This is a genomic window from Halomonas koreensis (assembly GCF_031451675.1).
In the GTDB taxonomy this organism is placed as follows: domain Bacteria; phylum Pseudomonadota; class Gammaproteobacteria; order Pseudomonadales; family Halomonadaceae; genus Halomonas; species Halomonas koreensis.
The window spans coordinates 1-18,234 of sequence record NZ_JARWAK010000012.1 but is presented as its reverse complement, the minus strand read 5'-3'; the positions used below and the strand labels follow the sequence as shown (position 1 = coordinate 18,234).

The 18,234-nt window shown below is 66.1% G+C and carries 13 protein-coding genes and 4 tRNA genes; all 17 read right to left on the bottom strand.

Going from position 1 to position 18,234, the window contains the following annotated elements; translation table 11 throughout:
- Positions 1-15: 15 nt before the first annotated feature.
- The 17 genes from fusA to QC818_RS13420 all read right to left on the bottom strand — a co-directional run bounded on the left by fusA (position 16) and on the right by QC818_RS13420 (position 17,826).
- Positions 16-2,136 carry an elongation factor G gene (gene fusA, locus QC818_RS13500; protein WP_309653388.1) on the bottom strand — a complete coding sequence of 707 codons (2,121 nt, stop codon included), beginning with the start codon at positions 2,134-2,136 and terminating at the stop codon, positions 16-18.
- A gap of 30 nt (positions 2,137-2,166) precedes the next feature.
- Positions 2,167-2,637: a 30S ribosomal protein S7 gene (gene rpsG, locus QC818_RS13495; protein ID WP_309653387.1), complete on the bottom strand. Its 471-nt coding sequence runs from the start codon at positions 2,635-2,637 to the stop codon at positions 2,167-2,169.
- Positions 2,638-2,765: 128 nt separating this feature from the next.
- Positions 2,766-3,140 carry a 30S ribosomal protein S12 gene (rpsL, locus tag QC818_RS13490; protein WP_040183144.1) on the bottom strand — a complete coding sequence of 125 codons (375 nt, stop codon included), beginning with the start codon at positions 3,138-3,140 and terminating at the stop codon, positions 2,766-2,768.
- Positions 3,141-3,323: 183 nt separating this feature from the next.
- Positions 3,324-7,541: a DNA-directed RNA polymerase subunit beta' gene (rpoC, locus tag QC818_RS13485; protein ID WP_309653386.1), complete on the bottom strand. Its 4,218-nt coding sequence runs from the start codon at positions 7,539-7,541 to the stop codon at positions 3,324-3,326.
- Positions 7,542-7,627: 86 nt separating this feature from the next.
- Positions 7,628-11,707, bottom strand: coding sequence for a DNA-directed RNA polymerase subunit beta (gene rpoB, locus QC818_RS13480; RefSeq protein WP_309653385.1), 4,080 nt, complete (start codon positions 11,705-11,707; stop codon positions 7,628-7,630).
- Positions 11,708-11,939: 232 nt separating this feature from the next.
- Positions 11,940-12,311, bottom strand: a complete 372-nt coding sequence (gene rplL / locus QC818_RS13475) for a 50S ribosomal protein L7/L12 (RefSeq protein ID WP_309653486.1) — start codon at positions 12,309-12,311, stop codon at positions 11,940-11,942.
- 89 nt (positions 12,312-12,400) lie between these two features.
- On the bottom strand, positions 12,401-12,904 hold the full coding sequence (gene rplJ / locus QC818_RS13470) for a 50S ribosomal protein L10 (RefSeq protein WP_309653384.1): 504 nt from the start codon (positions 12,902-12,904) through the stop codon (positions 12,401-12,403).
- 263 nt (positions 12,905-13,167) lie between these two features.
- The gene (gene rplA, locus QC818_RS13465) at positions 13,168-13,860 is read right to left on the bottom strand and encodes a 50S ribosomal protein L1 (RefSeq protein ID WP_309653383.1); all 693 of its coding nucleotides are present in this window, start codon (positions 13,858-13,860) and stop codon (positions 13,168-13,170) included.
- A 2-nt stretch (positions 13,861-13,862) separates the two neighbouring features.
- Positions 13,863-14,294 (bottom strand): 50S ribosomal protein L11, encoded by a 432-nt coding sequence (gene rplK / locus QC818_RS13460; protein WP_092845433.1) that lies wholly within the window; start codon positions 14,292-14,294, stop codon positions 13,863-13,865.
- Positions 14,295-14,386: 92 nt separating this feature from the next.
- Positions 14,387-14,920 carry a transcription termination/antitermination protein NusG gene (nusG, locus tag QC818_RS13455; RefSeq protein ID WP_309653382.1) on the bottom strand — a complete coding sequence of 178 codons (534 nt, stop codon included), beginning with the start codon at positions 14,918-14,920 and terminating at the stop codon, positions 14,387-14,389.
- 8 nt (positions 14,921-14,928) lie between these two features.
- Complete coding sequence (gene secE / locus QC818_RS13450; RefSeq protein WP_309653381.1) at positions 14,929-15,297, bottom strand: preprotein translocase subunit SecE; 369 nt, start codon at positions 15,295-15,297, stop codon at positions 14,929-14,931.
- A gap of 71 nt (positions 15,298-15,368) precedes the next feature.
- Positions 15,369-15,444 (bottom strand) — tRNA-Trp (locus tag QC818_RS13445).
- Between the two features lie 153 nt (positions 15,445-15,597).
- A tRNA-Thr gene (locus QC818_RS13440) sits at positions 15,598-15,672 on the bottom strand.
- Positions 15,673-15,684: 12 nt separating this feature from the next.
- A tRNA-Gly gene (locus QC818_RS13435) sits at positions 15,685-15,758 on the bottom strand.
- Between the two features lie 48 nt (positions 15,759-15,806).
- Positions 15,807-15,890: transfer RNA gene (locus QC818_RS13430), tRNA-Tyr, on the bottom strand.
- Between the two features lie 116 nt (positions 15,891-16,006).
- Positions 16,007-16,846, bottom strand: coding sequence for a type III pantothenate kinase (locus tag QC818_RS13425; RefSeq protein WP_309653380.1), 840 nt, complete (start codon positions 16,844-16,846; stop codon positions 16,007-16,009).
- Positions 16,843-17,826, bottom strand: a complete 984-nt coding sequence (locus tag QC818_RS13420; RefSeq protein ID WP_309653379.1) for a biotin--[acetyl-CoA-carboxylase] ligase — start codon at positions 17,824-17,826, stop codon at positions 16,843-16,845. Before QC818_RS13420 ends, QC818_RS13425 begins: the two co-directional genes overlap by 4 nt.
- Between the last annotated feature and the right edge of the window lie 408 nt (positions 17,827-18,234).

The window sequence follows — 18,234 nt, the reverse complement described above, 5'->3', positions numbered from 1 at the left end:
TACGTTAGCTAACGGTTAACCGTTCTGGTTGATGACGGCTTCAACGACGCTGGACGGCGCCTCTTCGTAATCCGCAAACTCCATGGTGTAGCTTGCGCGGCCCTGGGTCTGAGAGCGCAGATCGGTCGCGTAACCGAACATCTCAGCCAGCGGAACGGTGGCGCGGATGACCTTGCCCGCGGGCGAGTCGTCCATGCCCTGGACCAGACCGCGACGGCGGTTCAGGTCGCCCATGACATCCCCCATGAACTCCTCGGGAGTCACGACCTCGACCTTCATCACCGGCTCGAGCAACACGGCCTTGGCCTTGGGTGCGCCTTCCTTGATCGCCATGGAAGAGGCGACCTTGAACGCGGTCTCGTTCGAGTCCACGTCATGGTAGGAACCGTCGAACAGCGTAACCTTGACGTCAATCATCGGGTAGCCCGCGATGACACCGTTCTGGAGCTGCTCATAGGCCCCCTTCTCGACGGCCGGCACGTATTCCTTGGGAACCACGCCGCCGACGATTTCGGACGCGAATTTGAAGTGCATGTCTTCATCTTCGCCCTTGTCTTCGGCCGTCAGCGGTTCGATGCGCATGACGACGTGGCCGTACTGGCCGCGACCACCGGACTGGCGGACGAACTTGCCTTCCTGCTCGACGCTCTTGCGGATGGTCTCGCGGTAGGCGACCTGGGGCTTGCCGATGTTGGCCTCGACCTTGAACTCGCGACGCAGGCGGTCGACGATGATGTCCAGGTGCAGCTCGCCCATGCCGGAGATGATGGTCTGGCCGGTCTCCTCGTCGGTCTTGACCTGGAAGGACGGATCCTCCTGGGCCAGCTTGCCGAGGGCCACGCCCATCTTCTCCTGGTCGGCCTTGGACTTCGGCTCCACGGCCACGGAGATCACCGGGTCCGGGAACTCCATGCGCTCCAGCACGATCTTGTCGGTCAGGTCGCACAGGGTGTCGCCGGTGGTGACGTCCTTCAGGCCGATACAGGCGGCGATGTCGCCGGCCAGCACTTCCTTGATCTCCTCGCGGGAGTTGGAGTGCATCTGGACGATACGGCCGACGCGCTCCTTCTTCTGCTTGACGGAGTTGTAGACGCTGTCACCGGACTTCAGCACGCCGGAGTAGACGCGGATGAAGGTCAGGGTGCCGACGAAGGGGTCGGTGGCGATCTTGAACGCCAGGGCAGCGAAGGGCGCCTTGTCATCCGCCTCGCGGGTGGCGATGGTGCCGTCCTTGTCGTCCAGCTCACCCTCGATGGCCTTGACCTCGGTGGGTGACGGCATGTACTCGATGACGCCATCGAGCACGGCCTGGACGCCCTTGTTTTTGAACGCGGAGCCACAGGTGACCAGCACGATCTCGTTGTCGAGGGTGCGGCGACGCAGACCGGCCTTGATCTCCTCCTCGGACAGGTCCCCTTCCTCGAGGTACTTGTCCATCAGCTCTTCGGAGGCCTCGGCGGCGGACTCGACCATGTGCTCGCGATACTCCTCGGCCTTGGCCTGGAGATCGGCGGGGATGTCGACCAGGTCGTAGTTCATCCCGAAGTTGTCCTCGTCCCACTGGATGGCCTTCATCCGAATGAGATCGATGACACCCTTGAACTCGTCCTCGGCGCCCCAGTTGATCTGGATCGGCACCACGTTGGCGCCCAGCTTGTCCTTGAGCTGGTCGAGGACCATGAAGTAGTCGGCGCCGGCGCGGTCCATCTTGTTGACGAACACCATGCGCGGCACTTCGTACTTGTTGGCCTGGCGCCAGACGGTCTCGGTCTGGGGCTGCACGCCGGAGCTGCCGCAGAGCACCACGACGGCACCGTCGAGCACCCGCAGGGAACGCTCCACCTCGATGGTGAAGTCGACGTGCCCCGGGGTGTCGATGATGTTGATGCGGTGCTCATCGAACTGCTTGTTCATGCCCTGCCAGAAGCAGGTGGTCGCCGCGGAGGTGATCGTGATGCCACGCTCCTGCTCCTGCTGCATCCAGTCCATGGTGGCGGCGCCCTCATGGACCTCGCCGACCTTGTGGGAGAGGCCGGTATAGAACAGGATACGCTCGGTAGTGGTTGTCTTACCGGCGTCGACGTGGGCCACGATACCGATATTGCGGTAACGCTTGAGCGGAGTCTTGCGAGCCACGATGTAACTCCCGTTGGTTGGCGATTCGGGTTAGAAGCGGTAGTGAGAGAAGGCCTTGTTGGCCTCTGCCATGCGATGCACGTCTTCACGCTTCTTGACGGCCGAACCCTTGCCTTCGGCGGCATCCAGCATCTCACCAGACAGACGCTGCACCATGGTCTTCTCACCGCGACGACGAGCGGCGTCGACCAGCCAGCGCATGGCGAGCGCCTGACGGCGGGACGGACGCACCTCGACCGGCACCTGATAGGTCGCACCGCCGACGCGGCGGGACTTGACCTCGACCATGGGCTGGATGGCTTCCAGCGCCTTGTCGAAGATCTCCAGCGGCTCTTCCTTGGAACGCTCGGCAACCCTGTCCAGCGCACCATAGACAATGCGCTCGGCTACGGACTTCTTGCCGCTGATCATCAGGTGGTTCATGAACTTCGCCAGGCGCTCGGATCCGAACTTGGGATCCGGGAGAATCTCGCGCTTGGCCGCAACTCTTCTTCTAGGCATGATAAGCCCTCTTCCGAAGGGTCCTTCAGGTAAAACCGAGACGCGCCCGAGGCGGCTCGACCTTACTCTTATCAGACCGTGTCAATGTCGATGTTCTGTGGCGATCGTCGCCGGTACTGCGCGGGCGCTTAGGCCTTCGGGCGCTTGGTACCGTACTTGGAACGACCCTGCTTACGGTTCTGGACGCCGGAGGTGTCCAGGGCGCCGCGAACGGTGTGGTAGCGGACACCCGGAAGGTCCTTCACCCGGCCGCCGCGGATCAGGACCACGGAGTGCTCCTGGAGGTTGTGGCCTTCACCGCCGATGTAGGAAGACACCTCGTAGCCGTTGGTCAGGCGCACACGGCAGACCTTCCGCAGGGCCGAGTTCGGCTTCTTCGGGGTGGTGGTGTAGACGCGGGTGCAGACGCCGCGCTTCTGCGGGCAGGCCTGCAGCGCCGGCACGTCGCTCTTGGCGGCCTGGCGCTTGCGCGGCTTGCGCACGAGCTGATTGATCGTTGCCATTTATCGCTCCGAAAATGGGTTGCCTTGTGCGGAGGCGAGTAGCCGTTCGCCTCCTGTCTTGCGTTCCTTTCCCAGTGGCGCGGGCGCACCCGCCCCACTGTTAAAGGCTGCGCATTCTAATGGCTGACGCCGCCGACCGTCAAGCACGGCGCCCCGGAGGGCGCCGGTTGGCCGACGTTGGCGTCAGATCTCGTCGTCGTCCGAGTCCAGCGCGGTGAGCTGGGCGCCCAGCTCCTGCTCGACCTCCTGGGCCGACGGCTGGAGCAGCCGGTCGGCGTCCTCGCGCTTGCGGCGACGCTCGGCGTGATGGGTCAGGCCGGTACCGGCCGGGATCAGGCGTCCCACCACCACGTTCTCCTTCAGGCCGCGCAGGTAGTCGCGCTTGCCGGTGACCGCCGCCTCGGTCAGCACCCGTGTGGTCTCCTGGAAGGAGGCCGCGGAGATGAACGACTCGGTGGCCAGGCTGGCCTTGGTGATGCCCAGCAGCAGGCGCTGGTACTTGGCCGGGAACTTGTCCTCGTTGGCCAGGCGGGCGTTCTCCTCGAGCACCCGCACCAGCTCGACCTGATCGCCGGGGATGAACTCGGAGTCGCCGGCATCGGTGATCTCCACCTTGCGCAGCATCTGACGCACGATCACTTCGATGTGCTTGTCGTTGATGCCCACGCCCTGCAGCCGGTAGACGTCCTGCACCTCGGCGACGATGTACTTGGCCAGCTCGGCGATGCCCAGCAGGCGCAGGATGTCGTGCGGGTTGCTCGGGCCGTCGGAGATCACCTCGCCCTTCTCGACGGTCTCGCCCTCGAACACCGCGATCTGCCGCCACTTCGGGATCAGCATCTCGACCGGATCGCCGTCCTCCGGGGTGATCGTCAGGCGACGCTTGCCCTTGGTCTCCTTGCCGAAGCTGATGGTGCCGCTGACCTCGGCCAGGATCGCCGGCTCCTTGGGCTTGCGGGCCTCGAAGAGGTCCGCGACCCGCGGCAGACCGCCGGTGATGTCCTTGTTGCCGGTGGCCTCCACCGGGATCCGCGCCACGACCTCGCCGACGCCGATGCTGGCCCCGTTGTCGACGGTGACGATGGCCTTGCCGGGCAGCAGGTACTGCACCGGGGTGTCGGAGCCGGACACGGTCACCGGCTTGCCGGCCGCGTCGGCCAGCAGGATCATCGGGCGCTTGTCGCGGCCGGCCATGGGCCGGGCCGCCGACTCGATGACCTCGATGGAGGACAGGCCGGTCATCTCGTCCACGCTGCGGTGGATGGTGACGCCCTCGTCCATGTCGGCGTACTGCACCTGGCCCTCGGCCTCGGCGATGATCGGGTGGGTGTGCGGATCCCACTTGGCCACGGTCTGGCCGGCGTCCACCGCGTCGCCGTCCTTGACGGACAGCTCGGCACCGTAGGGCAGCTTGTAGTACTCGCGCTCGCGGCCGTGCTCGTCGGCGACGGCCAGGGCGCTGGAGCGGGAGACCACCACCAGCTTGCCGTCGCCGCGCTCGACGTGCTTGATGTTGTGCAGGCGCACCTTGCCGCCGTGCTTGACCTGGACGCTGTCCACCGCGGAGGCCCGGGAGGCCGCGCCGCCGATGTGGAAGGTCCGCATGGTCAGCTGGGTGCCCGGCTCGCCGATCGACTGGGCGGCGATGACGCCCACCGACTCGCCGACGTTGACCTGGTGACCACGCGCCAGGTCGCGGCCATAGCAGGACGAGCAGACGCCGTGGCTGGTCTCGCAGCTGATGGTCGAGCGCACCACGATCTCGTCGACGCCCATGGTGTCGAGCTCGGCGCACCAGGCCTCGTCGAGCAGGGTGCCGCGGGGGATCAGCACTTCCTCGCTCTCGGGGTCGACCACGTCCTGGGCCACCACCCGGCCGAGCACGCGCTGCGCCAGGGAGACGATGATGTCGCCGCCCTCGATGACCGGGTGCAGGGTCAGGCCGTTCTCGGTGCCGCAATCGGCCTCGGTGACCACCATGTCCTGGGCGACGTCGACCAGGCGGCGGGTCAGGTAACCGGAGTTGGCGGTCTTCAGTGCGGTGTCCGCCAGGCCCTTACGCGCGCCGTGGGTCGAGATGAAGTACTGGAGGACGTTCAGGCCCTCACGGAAGTTGGCGACGATCGGCGTCTCGATGATCGAGCCGTCCGGCTTGGCCATCAGGCCGCGCATGCCGGCCAGCTGACGGATCTGCGCCGCGCTGCCCCGGGCGCCGGAGTCGGCCATGATGAAGACGCTGTTGAAGGAGTCCTGCTCGACCGTGTTGCCCTCGCGGTCGACCACGCTCTCCTTGGAGATACCGGTCATCATCGCCTTGGCGACCTGGTCGTTGGCGCGCGCCCAGATGTCGATGACCTTGTTGTACTTCTCGCCCGCGGTCACCAGGCCCGAGGAGAACTGGTCCTCGATCTCCTTGACCTCTTCCTCGGCGCCCTCGACGATCTCGGCCTTGGCGTCCGGGATGACGAAGTCGTTGACGCCGATCGAGGCGCCGGACCAGGTGGCCATGCGGAAGCCGGTGTACATCAGCTGGTCGGCGAAGATCACCGCGGGCTTGAGGCCGGCGCGACGATAGACCTCGTTGATCAGCGCCGAGATGGCCTTCTTCTTCATCGGCTGGTCGATCAGCTCGAAGGGCACGCCCTCGGGCAGGATGCGGAACAGCAGGGCACGGCCGACGGTGGTGTCGTAGAGCTTGCGGCTATGGGTCTTCTCGCCGGTCTCCTCGTCGATCGCCACCTCGTCGAGGCGCACCTTGACGCGGGCGTGCAGGGCCACGCTCTGGGTGCCGAAGGCGCGCTCGACCTCGTTGAGGTCGGCGAACACCATGCCCTCGCCCTTGTCGTTGATCTTCTCGCGGGTCATGTAGTACAGACCCAGCACCACGTCCTGGGACGGCACGATGATCGGCTCGCCGTTGGCCGGCGACAGCACGTTGTTGGTGGCCATCATCAGCGCCCGGGCCTCGAGCTGGGCCTCCAGGGTCAGCGGCACGTGCACGGCCATCTGGTCGCCGTCGAAGTCGGCGTTGTAGGCGGCACACACCAGCGGGTGCAGCTGGATGGCCTTGCCCTCGATCAGCAGCGGCTCGAAGGCCTGGATGCCCAGGCGGTGCAGGGTCGGGGCGCGGTTGAGCAGCACCGGGTGCTCGCGGATGACATCGGCGAGGATGTCCCACACCTCGGGCAGCTCGCGCTCGACCATCTTCTTGGCGGCCTTGATGGTCGAGGCCTGGCCGCTGGCCTGCAGCTTGGCGTAGATGAACGGCTTGAACAGCTCGAGCGCCATCTTCTTGGGCAGGCCGCACTGGTGCAGGCGCAGGGTCGGGCCGACGGTGATCACCGAGCGGCCGGAGTAATCGACGCGCTTGCCCAGCAGGTTCTGACGGAAGCGACCCTGCTTGCCCTTGATCATGTCGGCCAGCGACTTCAGCGGCCGCTTGTTCGAGCCGGTGATGGCCCGGCCGCGACGGCCGTTGTCGAGCAGGGCGTCGACCGCCTCCTGCAGCATGCGCTTCTCGTTGCGCACGATGATGTCCGGCGCGTTGAGATCCAGCAACCGCTTCAGGCGGTTGTTGCGGTTGATCACCCGGCGGTACAGGTCGTTCAGGTCGGAGGTCGCGAAGCGGCCGCCGTCCAGCGGCACCAGCGGACGCAGGTCCGGCGGCAGCACCGGCAGCACTTCCATGACCATCCACGCCGGATCGTTGCCGGAGCCCTGGAAGGCCTCCAGCAGCTTGAGGCGCTTGGACAGCTTCTTGATCTTGGTCTCGGAGTTGGTCTGCGGGATCTCCTCGCGCAGACGCTCGATCTCCTCCTCGAGATCGATGTCCTTGAGCATGGCCTGGACGGCCTCGGCGCCCATGCGGGCGTCGAAGTCGTCACCGAACTCCTCGAGGGCCTCGAAGTACTGCTCGTCGTTGAGCAGCTGGCCGCGCTCGAGGGTGGTCATGCCCGGGTCGACGACCATGAAGCTCTCGAAGTACAGCACCCGCTCGATGTCGCGCAGGGTCATGTCCAGGAACATGCCGATGCGTGACGGCAGCGACTTCAAAAACCAGATGTGGGCGACCGGGCTGGCCAGCTCGATGTGGCCCATCCGCTCGCGGCGCACGGCGGCCTTGGTGACCTCCACGCCGCACTTCTCGCAGATGATGCCGCGGTGCTTCATGCGCTTGTACTTGCCGCACAGGCACTCGTAGTCCTTCACCGGGCCGAAGATCTTGGCGCAGAACAGGCCGTCGCGCTCCGGCTTGAAGGTCCGGTAGTTGATGGTCTCGGGCTTCTTGACCTCGCCGAAGGACCAGGAACGAATCATGTCCGGCGACGCCAGGGTAATCTTGATCGCGTCGAACTCGTCGGACTGAGACTGCGATTTGAGGACTTTCACCAAATCTTTCATGGGTCGGCTCCGCTGCGGAGTTGTCATGGGCGGGGGCGCGCTGGCCCCCGCGGACCGTCATTCTGTGAAGCGCCGTAGCGGCAGCCTCAGCTCTCCAGTTCGATATCGATGCCCAGCGAACGGATCTCCTTCACCAGCACGTTGAAGGATTCCGGCATGCCCGCCTGCATGGTGTGATCGCCGTCCACGATGCTCTTGTACATCTTGGTGCGACCCTCCACGTCGTCGGACTTGACGGTGAGCATCTCCTGGAGGGTGTAGGCCGCGCCGTAGGCTTCCAGGGCCCAGACCTCCATTTCCCCGAAGCGCTGACCACCGAACTGCGCCTTGCCGCCCAGCGGCTGCTGGGTGACCAGGGAGTAGGAGCCGGTGGAACGCGCGTGCATCTTGTCATCCACCAGGTGGTTGAGCTTCAGCATGTACATGTAGCCCACGGTGACCGGCCGGTCGAAGGCGTCGCCGGTACGGCCGTCGTAGAGCGTCATCTGGCCGGAATCCGGCAGGTCGGCCAGGGTCAGCAGGTGCTTGATCTCGTGCTCCCGGGCGCCGTCGAAGACCGGCGTGGCCATGGGCACGCCCGCCTTGAGGTTCTTCGCCAGGGCGATGACCTCGTCGTCGGACAGCGAGTCCAGGTCTTCGACCCGGGTGCTGGAGGCGGTGTTGTAGACCTGCCCCAGGAACTCGCGGATCTGGGCGACCTGCTGCTCGCGGGCGTCGCGCAGCATGTGCTCGATCTTCACCCCGAGGCCGCGGGCGGCCATGCCCAGGTGAGTCTCGAGGATCTGGCCGACGTTCATCCGCGACGGCACGCCCAGCGGGTTCAGGACCACGTCGATCGGCTCGCCGTTGTCGTCGAACGGCATGTCCTCGATCGGCATGATCGCCGAGATCACGCCCTTGTTACCGTGGCGACCGGCCATCTTGTCGCCCGGCTGCAGGCGGCGCTTGATGGCCAGGTAGACCTTGACGATCTTCAGCACGCCCGGCGCCAGGTCGTCGCCCTGGGTGAGCTTGCGCTTCTTGTCCTCGAAGCGCTCGTCCATCTCGCGGCGACGTTGCTCCAGCTGCTCGTCGGCCTGGGCCAGCAGCTCGTTGAGGGCCTCGTCCTGCAGGCGCAGCTTGAACCACTGCTGACGCGGCAGCTCCTCGAGGTACTCGTCAGTGAGCACGTCGCCCTTCTTGAGCTTGGGCCCGCCGTTGACCGCCTGGCCGGACAGGGTCCGCTGCAGGCGCTCGAAGGTGGCATCCTCGGCGATGCGGTAGGTCTCCTGGAGATCCTTGCGCACCTCGTCGAGCTGCATCTGCTCGATGGACAGCGCCCGGGAGTCCTTCTCGACGCCGTCGCGGGTGAACACCTGGACGTCGATGACGGTGCCCTTCATGCCGGTGGGGGCCCGCAGCGAGGTGTCCTTCACGTCGGAGGCCTTCTCGCCGAAGATGGCGCGCAGCAGCTTCTCCTCGGGGGTCAGCTGGGTCTCGCCCTTGGGCGTGACCTTGCCCACCAGGATGTCGCCCGGGCCGACCTCGGCGCCGATGTAGACCACGCCCGCCTCGTCCAGCTTGGCCAGCGCCGACTCACCGACGTTGGGGATGTCCGAGGTGATCTCCTCGGCGCCCAGCTTGGTGTCGCGGGAGACGCAGGTCAGTTCCTGGATGTGGATGGTGGTGAAACGGTCTTCCTGGACGGCCCGCTCGGAGAGCAGGATGGAGTCCTCGAAGTTGTAGCCGTTCCACGGCATGAAGGCGATGCGCATGTTCTGGCCCAGGGCCAGGTCGCCCATGTCCACGGACGGGCCGTCGGCCAGGATGTCGCCCCGCGCCACGCTGTCACCCGGACGCACGATCGGGCGCTGGTTCTGGCAGGTGTTCTGGTTGGAGCGCAGGTACTTGGTCAGGTTGTAGATGTCGACGCCGGCCTCGCCGCCGATGATCTCGTCCTCGTTGACCCGCACCACGATGCGCTTGGCATCCACCGAGTCGATGGTGCCGCCGCGGCGCGCCACGGCGCAGACGCCGGAGTCGCGGGCCACGAAGCGCTCCATGCCGGTGCCCACCAGGGGCTTCTCGGCGCGCAGGGTGGGCACGGCCTGACGCTGCATGTTCGCCCCCATCAGGGCGCGGTTGGCGTCGTCGTGCTCGAGGAAGGGGATCAGGGCCGCGGCCACGGACACCACCTGGCGCGGCGAGACGTCCATCAGGGTGACCTGCTCCGGGCGCATGAAGGTGGTCTCGCCCTTGTGGCGGACCTGCACCAGGTCGTCGACCAGCTTGCCGCCCTCGTCCACGGTGGCCGAGGCCTGGGCGATGACGAAGTCGCCCTCCTCGATCGCGGAGAGGTGCACCACCTCGTCGGTCACCTGGCCGTCGGCCACCTTGCGGTACGGCGTCTCGAGGAAGCCGTAGCTGTTGGTGTGGCTGTAGGTGGCCAGGGAGTTGATCAGGCCGATGTTCGGACCTTCCGGTGTCTCGATCGGGCACAGCCGGCCGTAGTGGGTGGCGTGGACGTCGCGCACCTCGAAGCCGGCCCGCTCGCGAGTCAGGCCGCCCGGGCCGAGCGCGGAGACGCGGCGCTTGTGGGTGACCTCGGACAGCGGGTTGTTCTGGTCCATGAACTGGGACAGCTGCGAGGAGCCGAAGAACTCCTTGACCGCCGCGGCCACCGGCTTGGCGTTGATCAGGTCCTGGGGCATCAGGCCTTCGCTTTCGGCCATGGACAGGCGTTCCTTGACCGCGCGCTCGACGCGCACCAGGCCCACGCGGAACTGGTTCTCGGCCATCTCGCCGACGCAGCGAATGCGGCGGTTGCCCAGGTGGTCGATGTCGTCGACATCGCCGAAGCCGTTACGGATGCTGATCAGCTCGCCGAGCACGTCGAGGATGTCGCGCCGGTCGAGCACGCCCGGCCCCTCGTCGCTGTCGCGACGCAGGCGGCGGTTGAACTTCATGCGACCGACGCCGGACAGGTCGTAGCGGTCCTCGGTGAAGAACAGGTTGTTGAACAGCGTCTCGGCGGCCTCCTTGGTGGGCGGCTCGCCGGGGCGCATCATGCGGTAGATCTCGACCAGGGCCTCGAGCTGGGAACCGGTGGTGTCCAGCTTGAGGGTGTCGGAGATGAAGGGCCCGCAGTCGAGGTCGTTGGTGTACAGGGTCTCGAGGCGGGTCAGCCCGGCCTGGCCCAGGGACTCCAGCAGCTCCGGGGTGATGGCGGTGTTGCAGGGGCAGATCAGCTCGCCGGTGGCGGGGTTGACCTGGTCCTTGGCCAGCACCTTGCCGAACAGGTAGTCCATCGGCACCTCGAGGCGCTCGAGGCCGGCCTTCTCCAGCTGGCGGATGTGCTTCTGGGTGACGCGGCGACCTTCCTCGACGATGACATTGCCGTCACCGTCCTTGATGTCGAAGGTCGCGGTCTCGCCGCGCAGACGCGACGGCACCAGCTCCACGGAGAAGCCGCTCTTCTCGATGTGGAAGGTGCTGGTCTCGAAGAACTCGTCGAGGATCTCCTCGGCGCTCATGCCCAGGGCGCGCAGCAGCACGGACGCCGGCAGCTTGCGGCGACGGTCGATGCGCACGAAGACGTTGTCCTTCGGGTCGAACTCGAAGTCCAGCCAGGAACCGCGGTAGGGGATCACCCGGGCGGAATACAGGAGCTTGCCGGAGGAGTGGCTCTTGCCCTTGTCGTGATCGAAGAACACGCCCGGGGAGCGGTGCAGCTGGGAGACGATGACGCGCTCGGTCCCGTTCACCACGAAGGTGCCGTTCTCGGTCATCAGGGGGATCTCCCCCATGTAGACTTCCTGCTCCTTGATGTCCTTGATCGCCTTGTTGGCCGAGTCCTTGTCGTAGATGATCAGACGGACCTTGACGCGCAGGGGAGCCGAGTAGGTGACGCCACGCAGCTGGCACTCCTTGACGTCGAACGCCGGGGTGCCGAAACGGTAGCTGACGTATTCCAGGGCGGCGTTGCCGGAGAAGCTCTCGATCGGGAAGACCGAGCGGAAGGCGGCATGCAGACCGAGGTCGAGCCGTTCTTCGGGTGAGCGATCCTGCTGGAGAAAGTCGTAGTAGGAATCAAGCTGGATGGCCAGCAGGTAAGGCACATCCATCACTTGGGGCAGTTTGCCGAAATCCTTGCGGATGCGTTTTTTCTCAGTGTATGAGTAAGCCATCTGTATTCCCCAGCTTGTTCACCATGGGTGACCGATGCGTGTCGGCGCCACCCGACGGGCGCGGCTCCGTCAGGCGCTGACGGCAAGCCCCCACCCGGAGGCTCGCCGTCGGAATTCGGCTAGCGGTGGCCCGGAGGGCGACCGGCTAGTGACAACAGAAAAAGGCCGGCAGCGGGTGTCCCGCCACCAGCCGTGGAAGCTTACGCAGCGCGTGAAGCCGTGGGCACAAGGATTACTTGAGCTCCACGCTCGCGCCGGCTTCTTCCAGCTTCGCCTTGGCTTCTTCGGCGTCTTCCTTGGACATGCCTTCCTTGAGGGTCGCCGGAGCGCCGTCGACGGCACCCTTGGCTTCCTTCAGGCCCAGGCCGGTGATCTCGCGGACGGCCTTGATGACGTTGACCTTCTTGTCGCCGGCACCGGTCAGCACCAGGTCGAACTCGGTCTGCTCTTCCTCGGCGGCGGCTTCACCGCCACCCGGGCCGGCGACGACGGCGGCGGCGGCGGTGACGCCGAACTTCTCTTCCATCGCCTCGATCAGCTCGGCGACCTCCATGACGGACATGTCGGCGACGGCGTTGATGATGTCTTCTTTGGTCAGTGCCATTTTCACGTTCCTAACTTTGCGGGAGCCTCGGCGGGCCGACGGCTCGGTGATTCAATATTCGATTCGCGCAGCGGGGCAGAGTTCGCCGATCAGGCGGCCTCGCCTTCCTTCTGGTCGCGCAGCGCGGCGAGGGTACGGACCAGCTTGCCGGCGGACGCTTCCTTCATGACGGACATCAGCTTGGCGATGGCCTCGTCATAGGTCGGCAGGCTTGCCAGGCGATCCAGATCGCTGGCCGGGATGAACTCGCCTTCGTATGCCAGCGCCTTGACCTCGAAGTCCTTCTCTTCCTTGCCGAACTCCTTGAACAGACGGGCGGCGGCGCCCGGGTGCTCGGTGGAGAAGGCCAGGAGGGTCGGACCCACGAAGGACTCGTTCAGGCACTCCCACTGGGTGCCTTCCAGGGCGCGGCGAGCCAGGGTGTTGCGGACAACACGCAGCTGGACGCCATTCTCGCGGGCCTGCTTGCGCAGGTCGGTCATCTTGCTGACCGAGACGCCACGAGAGTCGGCAACGACGACGGAGAGAGCATCCTTGGCCGCTTCACTGACCTCGGCAACAATGGCCTTCTTGCCTTCGAGTGCTAGTGGCACGGTGATCACTCCTACGTGCCGGAATCTCCGCAGAGGATTCCGGTGGTTACCATCTCTCCCGGCGGGGCGCGACGGCGCCGCGCCGGGAGTCCTGGGTGATGGTGCTCACCAGAGATCTGGCGGCCACACCATCTGCGCAGGCCTCCCGAGGGACGATTAAGCCGCCTCTGCGCGAGGCGGCACCTGCGGTCTTTGACGGTGCCCCGCCGGCGAAGCCGTGCACGGGGACCGCAAAGTGTCTTGCTCTTGTCTCGACCTCGGCGTTACACGAACGCGGAATGGTCGATGGTCAGGCCCGGCCCCATGGTGGTGGACAGGGAGACCTTCTTGAAATACACACCCTTGGAAGTGCTCGGCTTGAGCTTCTTCAGGTCGGCGATCAGCGCCTCGAGGTTGCCGCGGATGGCGGCGGCGTCGAAGTCGACCTTGCCCAGGGTGGCATGGATGATGCCGTTCTTGTCGGTACGGAAGCGCACCTGGCCGGCCTTGGCGTTCTTGACCGCGGTGGCGACGTCCGGGGTCACGGTGCCGACCTTGGGGTTCGGCATCAGGCCGCGCGGGCCGAGGATCTGGCCCAGCTGGCCGACGACGCGCATGGCGTCCGGCGAGGCGATGACCACGTCGAAGTCGAGCTGGCCCTTCTTGACCTGCTCGGCAAGGTCGTCCATGCCGACGATGTCGGCGCCGGCTTCCTTGGCCGCCTCGGCGTTGGCGCCCTGGGTGAAGACGGCGACGCGCACGTCCTTGCCGGTACCGTTGGGCATGACGGTGGCGCCACGCACGACCTGGTCGGATTTGCGCGGATCGACGCCCAGGTTGACGGCGACGTCCAGGGACTCCTTGAACTTGACGGTGGACAGCTCGGAGAGCAGGGCCACGGCCTCGTCCAGGCTGTACGCCTTGTTCGGGTCGACTTTCTCGCGAATCTGCTGCGCGCGCTTGCTGAGCTTAGCCATGATCAGAGACCCTCCACGTTCAGGCCCATGCTGCGGGCACTACCGGCAATGGTACGCACCGCGGCATCGAGATCGGCAGCCGTCAGGTCCGGCTCCTTGGTCTTGGCGATCTCTTCGAGCTGTTCACGGGTCACGGTACCGACCTTGGTCTTGTTCGGCTCGCCGGAGCCGGACTTGATGCCAGCCGCCTTCTTCAGCAGGACCGCCGCGGGCGGGGTCTTGGTGATGAAGGTGAAGCTGCGGTCGGAGTACACGGTGATGACGACGGGAGTCGGCAGACCCGGCTCGATGTCCTGGGTCTCGGCGTTGAACGCCTTGCAGAACTCCATGATGTTGACGCCGTGCTGACCCAGCGCGGGGCCCACGGGGGGACTCGGATTGGCTTTACCGGCTGCGACCTGCAGCTTGATGTAAGCCTGGACTTTCTTGGCCATGATTTACTCCAGATGGGTGATAGCGCCTTGCGGCTCCCCGGTTAAGACGGCCGTCGCAACGGCCGCCGCGAACAGTCGGCAGGGGCGAGAGGTTATTCCTTCTCGACCTGGGAAAACTCGAGCTCGACCGGCGTGGCGCGCCCGAAGATCAGCACGCTGACCTGCAGCCGGCTCTTGTCGTAGTTGACTTCCTCGACCACGCCATTGAAGTCGGCGAAGGGGCCGTCGATGACGCGCACGGACTGACCCGGCTCGAACAGGGTCTTGGGGCGCGGCTTCTCGGTACCGTCCTTGACGCGACTGAGGATTGCGTCGGCCTCGCGCTGGGTGATGGGGGCCGGCTTCTCCTTGGTACCGCCGATGAACCCCATGACGCGGGGGGTCTCGTTGACCAGGTGCCAGGTCTCGTCGTCCATCTCCATCTCGACCAGCACATAGCCGGGATAGAACTTGCGCTCGCTCTTGCGGCGCTTGCCGTCACGCATCTCGACGACTTCCTCGGTGGGCACCAGGATCTCGCCGAAGCGGTCCTCCATGCCGTACATCCTCACGCGCTCCCTGAGGGAGCGCATGACATGCTTCTCGAAGCCGGAGTAGGCGTGAACGACGTACCAACGCATGGACATGAAGACTCCTAACCGATGACGCCGGACATCGCCCAGCCAAGCAGCGTGTCGATCAGCCACAGCATCAGCCCCACCACCAGCACGGCCACCAGCACGATGGCGGTGGTCTGAATGGTTTCGGGGCGAGTCGGCCAGACGACACGCTGAATTTCCTTCTTCGCGCTGCGAGCCAGCTCGACCAGCTCGCGACCCTTGGTGGTGGTCAGGGCCACCAGCGCCGCCACCACGCTCAGGGCGACGACGCCGAGCACGCGATAGAGCAGTGCCTGGTCGGCGAAATAGGTATTGCCGACCACGGCCAGAACCAGCAGAGTGACGACAACCGCCCACTTGAGCCCGTCGTGGCGCGAACCCTGCACCTCGGCGCTATGTTTCATGAAAACGAGACTCCTCAGGGTGCGGCAATCGAATCGTGAAAATACGGAGATAACGCCAGCCTGGGGAAGACTGGCAGGCCAGGAGGGAATCGAACCCCCAACCTGCGGTTTTGGAGACCGCTGCTCTGCCAATTGAGCTACTGGCCTGTATCTGCTTCCGCGACCGCCCTTTGCGAGCGACCTGAGCGACAGCGGGCGCCATCTTAACGGATACCTCCGCCTGTGGCAACCCCTCTCCCGACATCCGATCGCGCCGGAAGAGAAAGAGAAAAGGCGAGCCACGGCTCGCCTTTTCCTTGTTGGAGCTCATGGGCGGATTTGAACCGCCGACCTCACCCTTACCAAGGGTGTGCTCTACCCCTGAGCTACATGAGCGAAACAACCGACTGGAGCGGGCAGCGGGGATCGAACCCGCATCATCAGCTTGGAAGGCTGAGGTTCTACCATTGAACTATGCCCGCCTACCCACTCTTGTTGCCGCCACCCGCCTCGACGAATGGGGCGAAACCTGGTGGAGGGGGAAGGATTCGAACCTTCGAAGCTTTCGCGGCAGATTTACAGTCTGCTCCCTTTGGCCACTCGGGAACCCCTCCAACTGGCGATGTATTCTACCGCCTCTGTTCTCGGTGTCAAGTGATTGTTTTTCCAATCATCCTGACCGGCCACGGGCGCCGAAACACCCTTCCTCTCCGGAACGCGACGCATTGTGTCAAAGCAGCATGGAGAACGCAAGCCCCGCGCGAATCTTTTCCAGCGCCACCGGCTCGGGCACCGCCGGCGCCCCCGCCATGCGCCCCGCGCGCTCCGCGGCGGTCAGCGGGAAGCAGGCCTCCAGCCCCCCGTAGACCATGTCCGGCCAGACCGCATGGGGCACCTCGACGCCCCGTGAGACGACCCGGGCATCGCCGCCGGTCAGCAGCAGCGGCAGGGTCACGCCCTCGCGATCGCAGACCTCGCTGTAGATGCGGTTCACCGCGCTGACGGCGGCCATGTAGATGCCGTGATTGACGGCCTCGACCGTGCGCACGCCCGGCGCCGGGAGCTCGTCGGCCTCGCTGTCGGGATCGATGGCCACGTTGCGCGTCCCGAGCTTGAGGCTTTCCTTCATCAGGCGCAGCCCCGGGAGGATATAGCCGCCCAGGTGACGCCCGCCGGGCAGCACGAAGTCCACGGTGATGGCGCTGCCGCAATCGACGCTGCAGCAGCCGCCGGCCAGCTGATAGCCGGCCAGCACGCCCATCCAGCGGTCCACCCCGAGTCGCCCGGGCTCCCGATAGCCGTTGCTGACGCCCAGCGCCTCGGGCTCGGAGCGCGCCACGTGGACATCCCGCACCTGGCGCCGCAGCAGGGCCACCGTCCTGGCCAGCACCGCCTTGCGGGCCACGCTGGAGATGCGCACCGCCTCGACCACGTCCAGGTCCGGAATGTCGGCCCCCGGGCGCCACTCCTCCCGGGTCCAGACCGCACCCCGGGAGCGGATCTCGCTGCTTTCGGCATCCTTGAGGCGCCACTTCGACAGGGTATTGCCGATGTCGAGATCCAGGATCATGCGCGCCCCCGTACGCTGATCTCCCCGCCCGACAGGCGGGTCCGCCCGGCCTCGCCGTCCACCCAGAGGTTGCCGGACGCATCCACCTCCCCGGCGATCGCCGGCTCGCGCCGTTCGCCGCGCAGGATGTCCACCTCGCGGCCGGCGTAGGCGTGACGCGCGTTCCAGTCGGCCTGCCAGGCGACGAAGCCGTCGCGCTCGAAGTCGGCCAGGGCCGGCATCAGGGCATCCAGCAACTCGATGGCCAGACGATTGCGCCCGAGCTCGGGCGCCTGGTCGCGAACCGCCGCCACCGGCTGCTCGATGTCCCGGCGGAAGGCCTCGGGCAGGTCGAGATTGATGCCCATGCCCACCACGACCTCGCAGGGGCCGGCGGCATCGCCGCTCAGCTCGACCAGGATGCCGGCCAGCTTGCCGAGCTCCCCGCCCTCTCCTTCCAGCAGCACGTCATTGGGCCACTTGAGGCGCGGACGGACGCCGTGCGCCTCCAGCACCCTGGCCAACACGACACCCACCGCGAGGCTGAGCCCCTCCAGCGCGGCGACGCCGGACTCGACTCGCCAGCCCACCGAGAGCATCAGGGTCCGCCCCCAGGGCGTCACCCAGGCGCGTCCGCGGCGTCCCTTGCCGGCGCTCTGCTGCTCGACCAGACAGATCTCGCCATGCCCCGCCCCCTGCGCGAACCGTTCGCGCAGGAACTGGTTGCTCGACGGCAGGGTTTCCTCGACGAAGAGGCGGCTGATGTACTGGCGAGCCTCCCGGGACAGCCCGGCGACGATGCGGGCACCGTCGAGCAGCTCGAGCGGTTCGGCCAGGCGATAGCCCTGCCCCTTCACCGCCTCCATGGGAATCCCCAGCGCCTCCAGCTTGCGAAGCTGCTTCCAGACCGCGGCCCGGGACACGCCCAGCCGTTCGCCCAACTGCTCGCCGGAATGAAACTCGCCGTCGCTCAACAGGCGAATCAGGTCACCAATGGTCATGCGCATGCCCCAGACGGGAAAAGTCCACATTCTATCGGAACAGGCGCAGCCCCGGAAATCCAGGCTCCCTCGCCGGAGCGCCGCTGCCTGCCGGCACGCCCCCGCCGGGGCAGCCATGGCGAGTGCCGTCTCTGGCATGGCCGCCCCCAGGGCGGCGCACGGACCTCCCTGTCGCGAGCCCCGAACGTGAAAAGGCCCCGGACCGGGGCCTTTCCCGACTCAGTGCCTGACGAGGTTCGGGCCGACCCTCCGGGGCTCTCCATGGGAACTCCCTCGCCCAATACGGCGCCTGTCGGACCGACATGAAAAACCCCGACTCGATGAGCCGGGGTTTTCTCGGGATAAGTGCCCGACGATGACCGGGCCGGCCCTCCGGCGGTCGGCGCCCGAGGCTCTCCATGGGAATTC

What these genes read in the sequence shown, in the direction of transcription:
- rpoC (WP_309653386.1), bottom strand. Translation starts at nt 7,541, where the DNA reads ATGAAAGATTTGGTGAAAGTCCTCAAATCGCAGTCTCAGTCCGACGAG.
- nusG (WP_309653382.1), bottom strand. Translation starts at nt 14,920, where the DNA reads ATGTCCATGCGTTGGTACGTCGTTCACGCCTACTCCGGCTTCGAGAAG.
- rpsL (WP_040183144.1), bottom strand. Translation starts at nt 3,140, where the DNA reads ATGGCAACGATCAATCAGCTCGTGCGCAAGCCGCGCAAGCGCCAGGCC.
- rplL (WP_309653486.1), bottom strand. Translation starts at nt 12,311, where the DNA reads ATGGCACTGACCAAAGAAGACATCATCAACGCCGTCGCCGACATGTCC.
- rpsG (WP_309653387.1), bottom strand. Translation starts at nt 2,637, where the DNA reads ATGCCTAGAAGAAGAGTTGCGGCCAAGCGCGAGATTCTCCCGGATCCC.
- rplK (WP_092845433.1), bottom strand. Translation starts at nt 14,294, where the DNA reads ATGGCCAAGAAAGTCCAGGCTTACATCAAGCTGCAGGTCGCAGCCGGT.
- secE (WP_309653381.1), bottom strand. Translation starts at nt 15,297, where the DNA reads ATGAAACATAGCGCCGAGGTGCAGGGTTCGCGCCACGACGGGCTCAAG.
- QC818_RS13425 (WP_309653380.1), bottom strand. Translation starts at nt 16,846, where the DNA reads ATGATCCTGGATCTCGACATCGGCAATACCCTGTCGAAGTGGCGCCTC.
- rplA (WP_309653383.1), bottom strand. Translation starts at nt 13,860, where the DNA reads ATGGCTAAGCTCAGCAAGCGCGCGCAGCAGATTCGCGAGAAAGTCGAC.
- rpoB (WP_309653385.1), bottom strand. Translation starts at nt 11,707, where the DNA reads ATGGCTTACTCATACACTGAGAAAAAACGCATCCGCAAGGATTTCGGC.
- QC818_RS13420 (WP_309653379.1), bottom strand. Translation starts at nt 17,826, where the DNA reads ATGACCATTGGTGACCTGATTCGCCTGTTGAGCGACGGCGAGTTTCAT.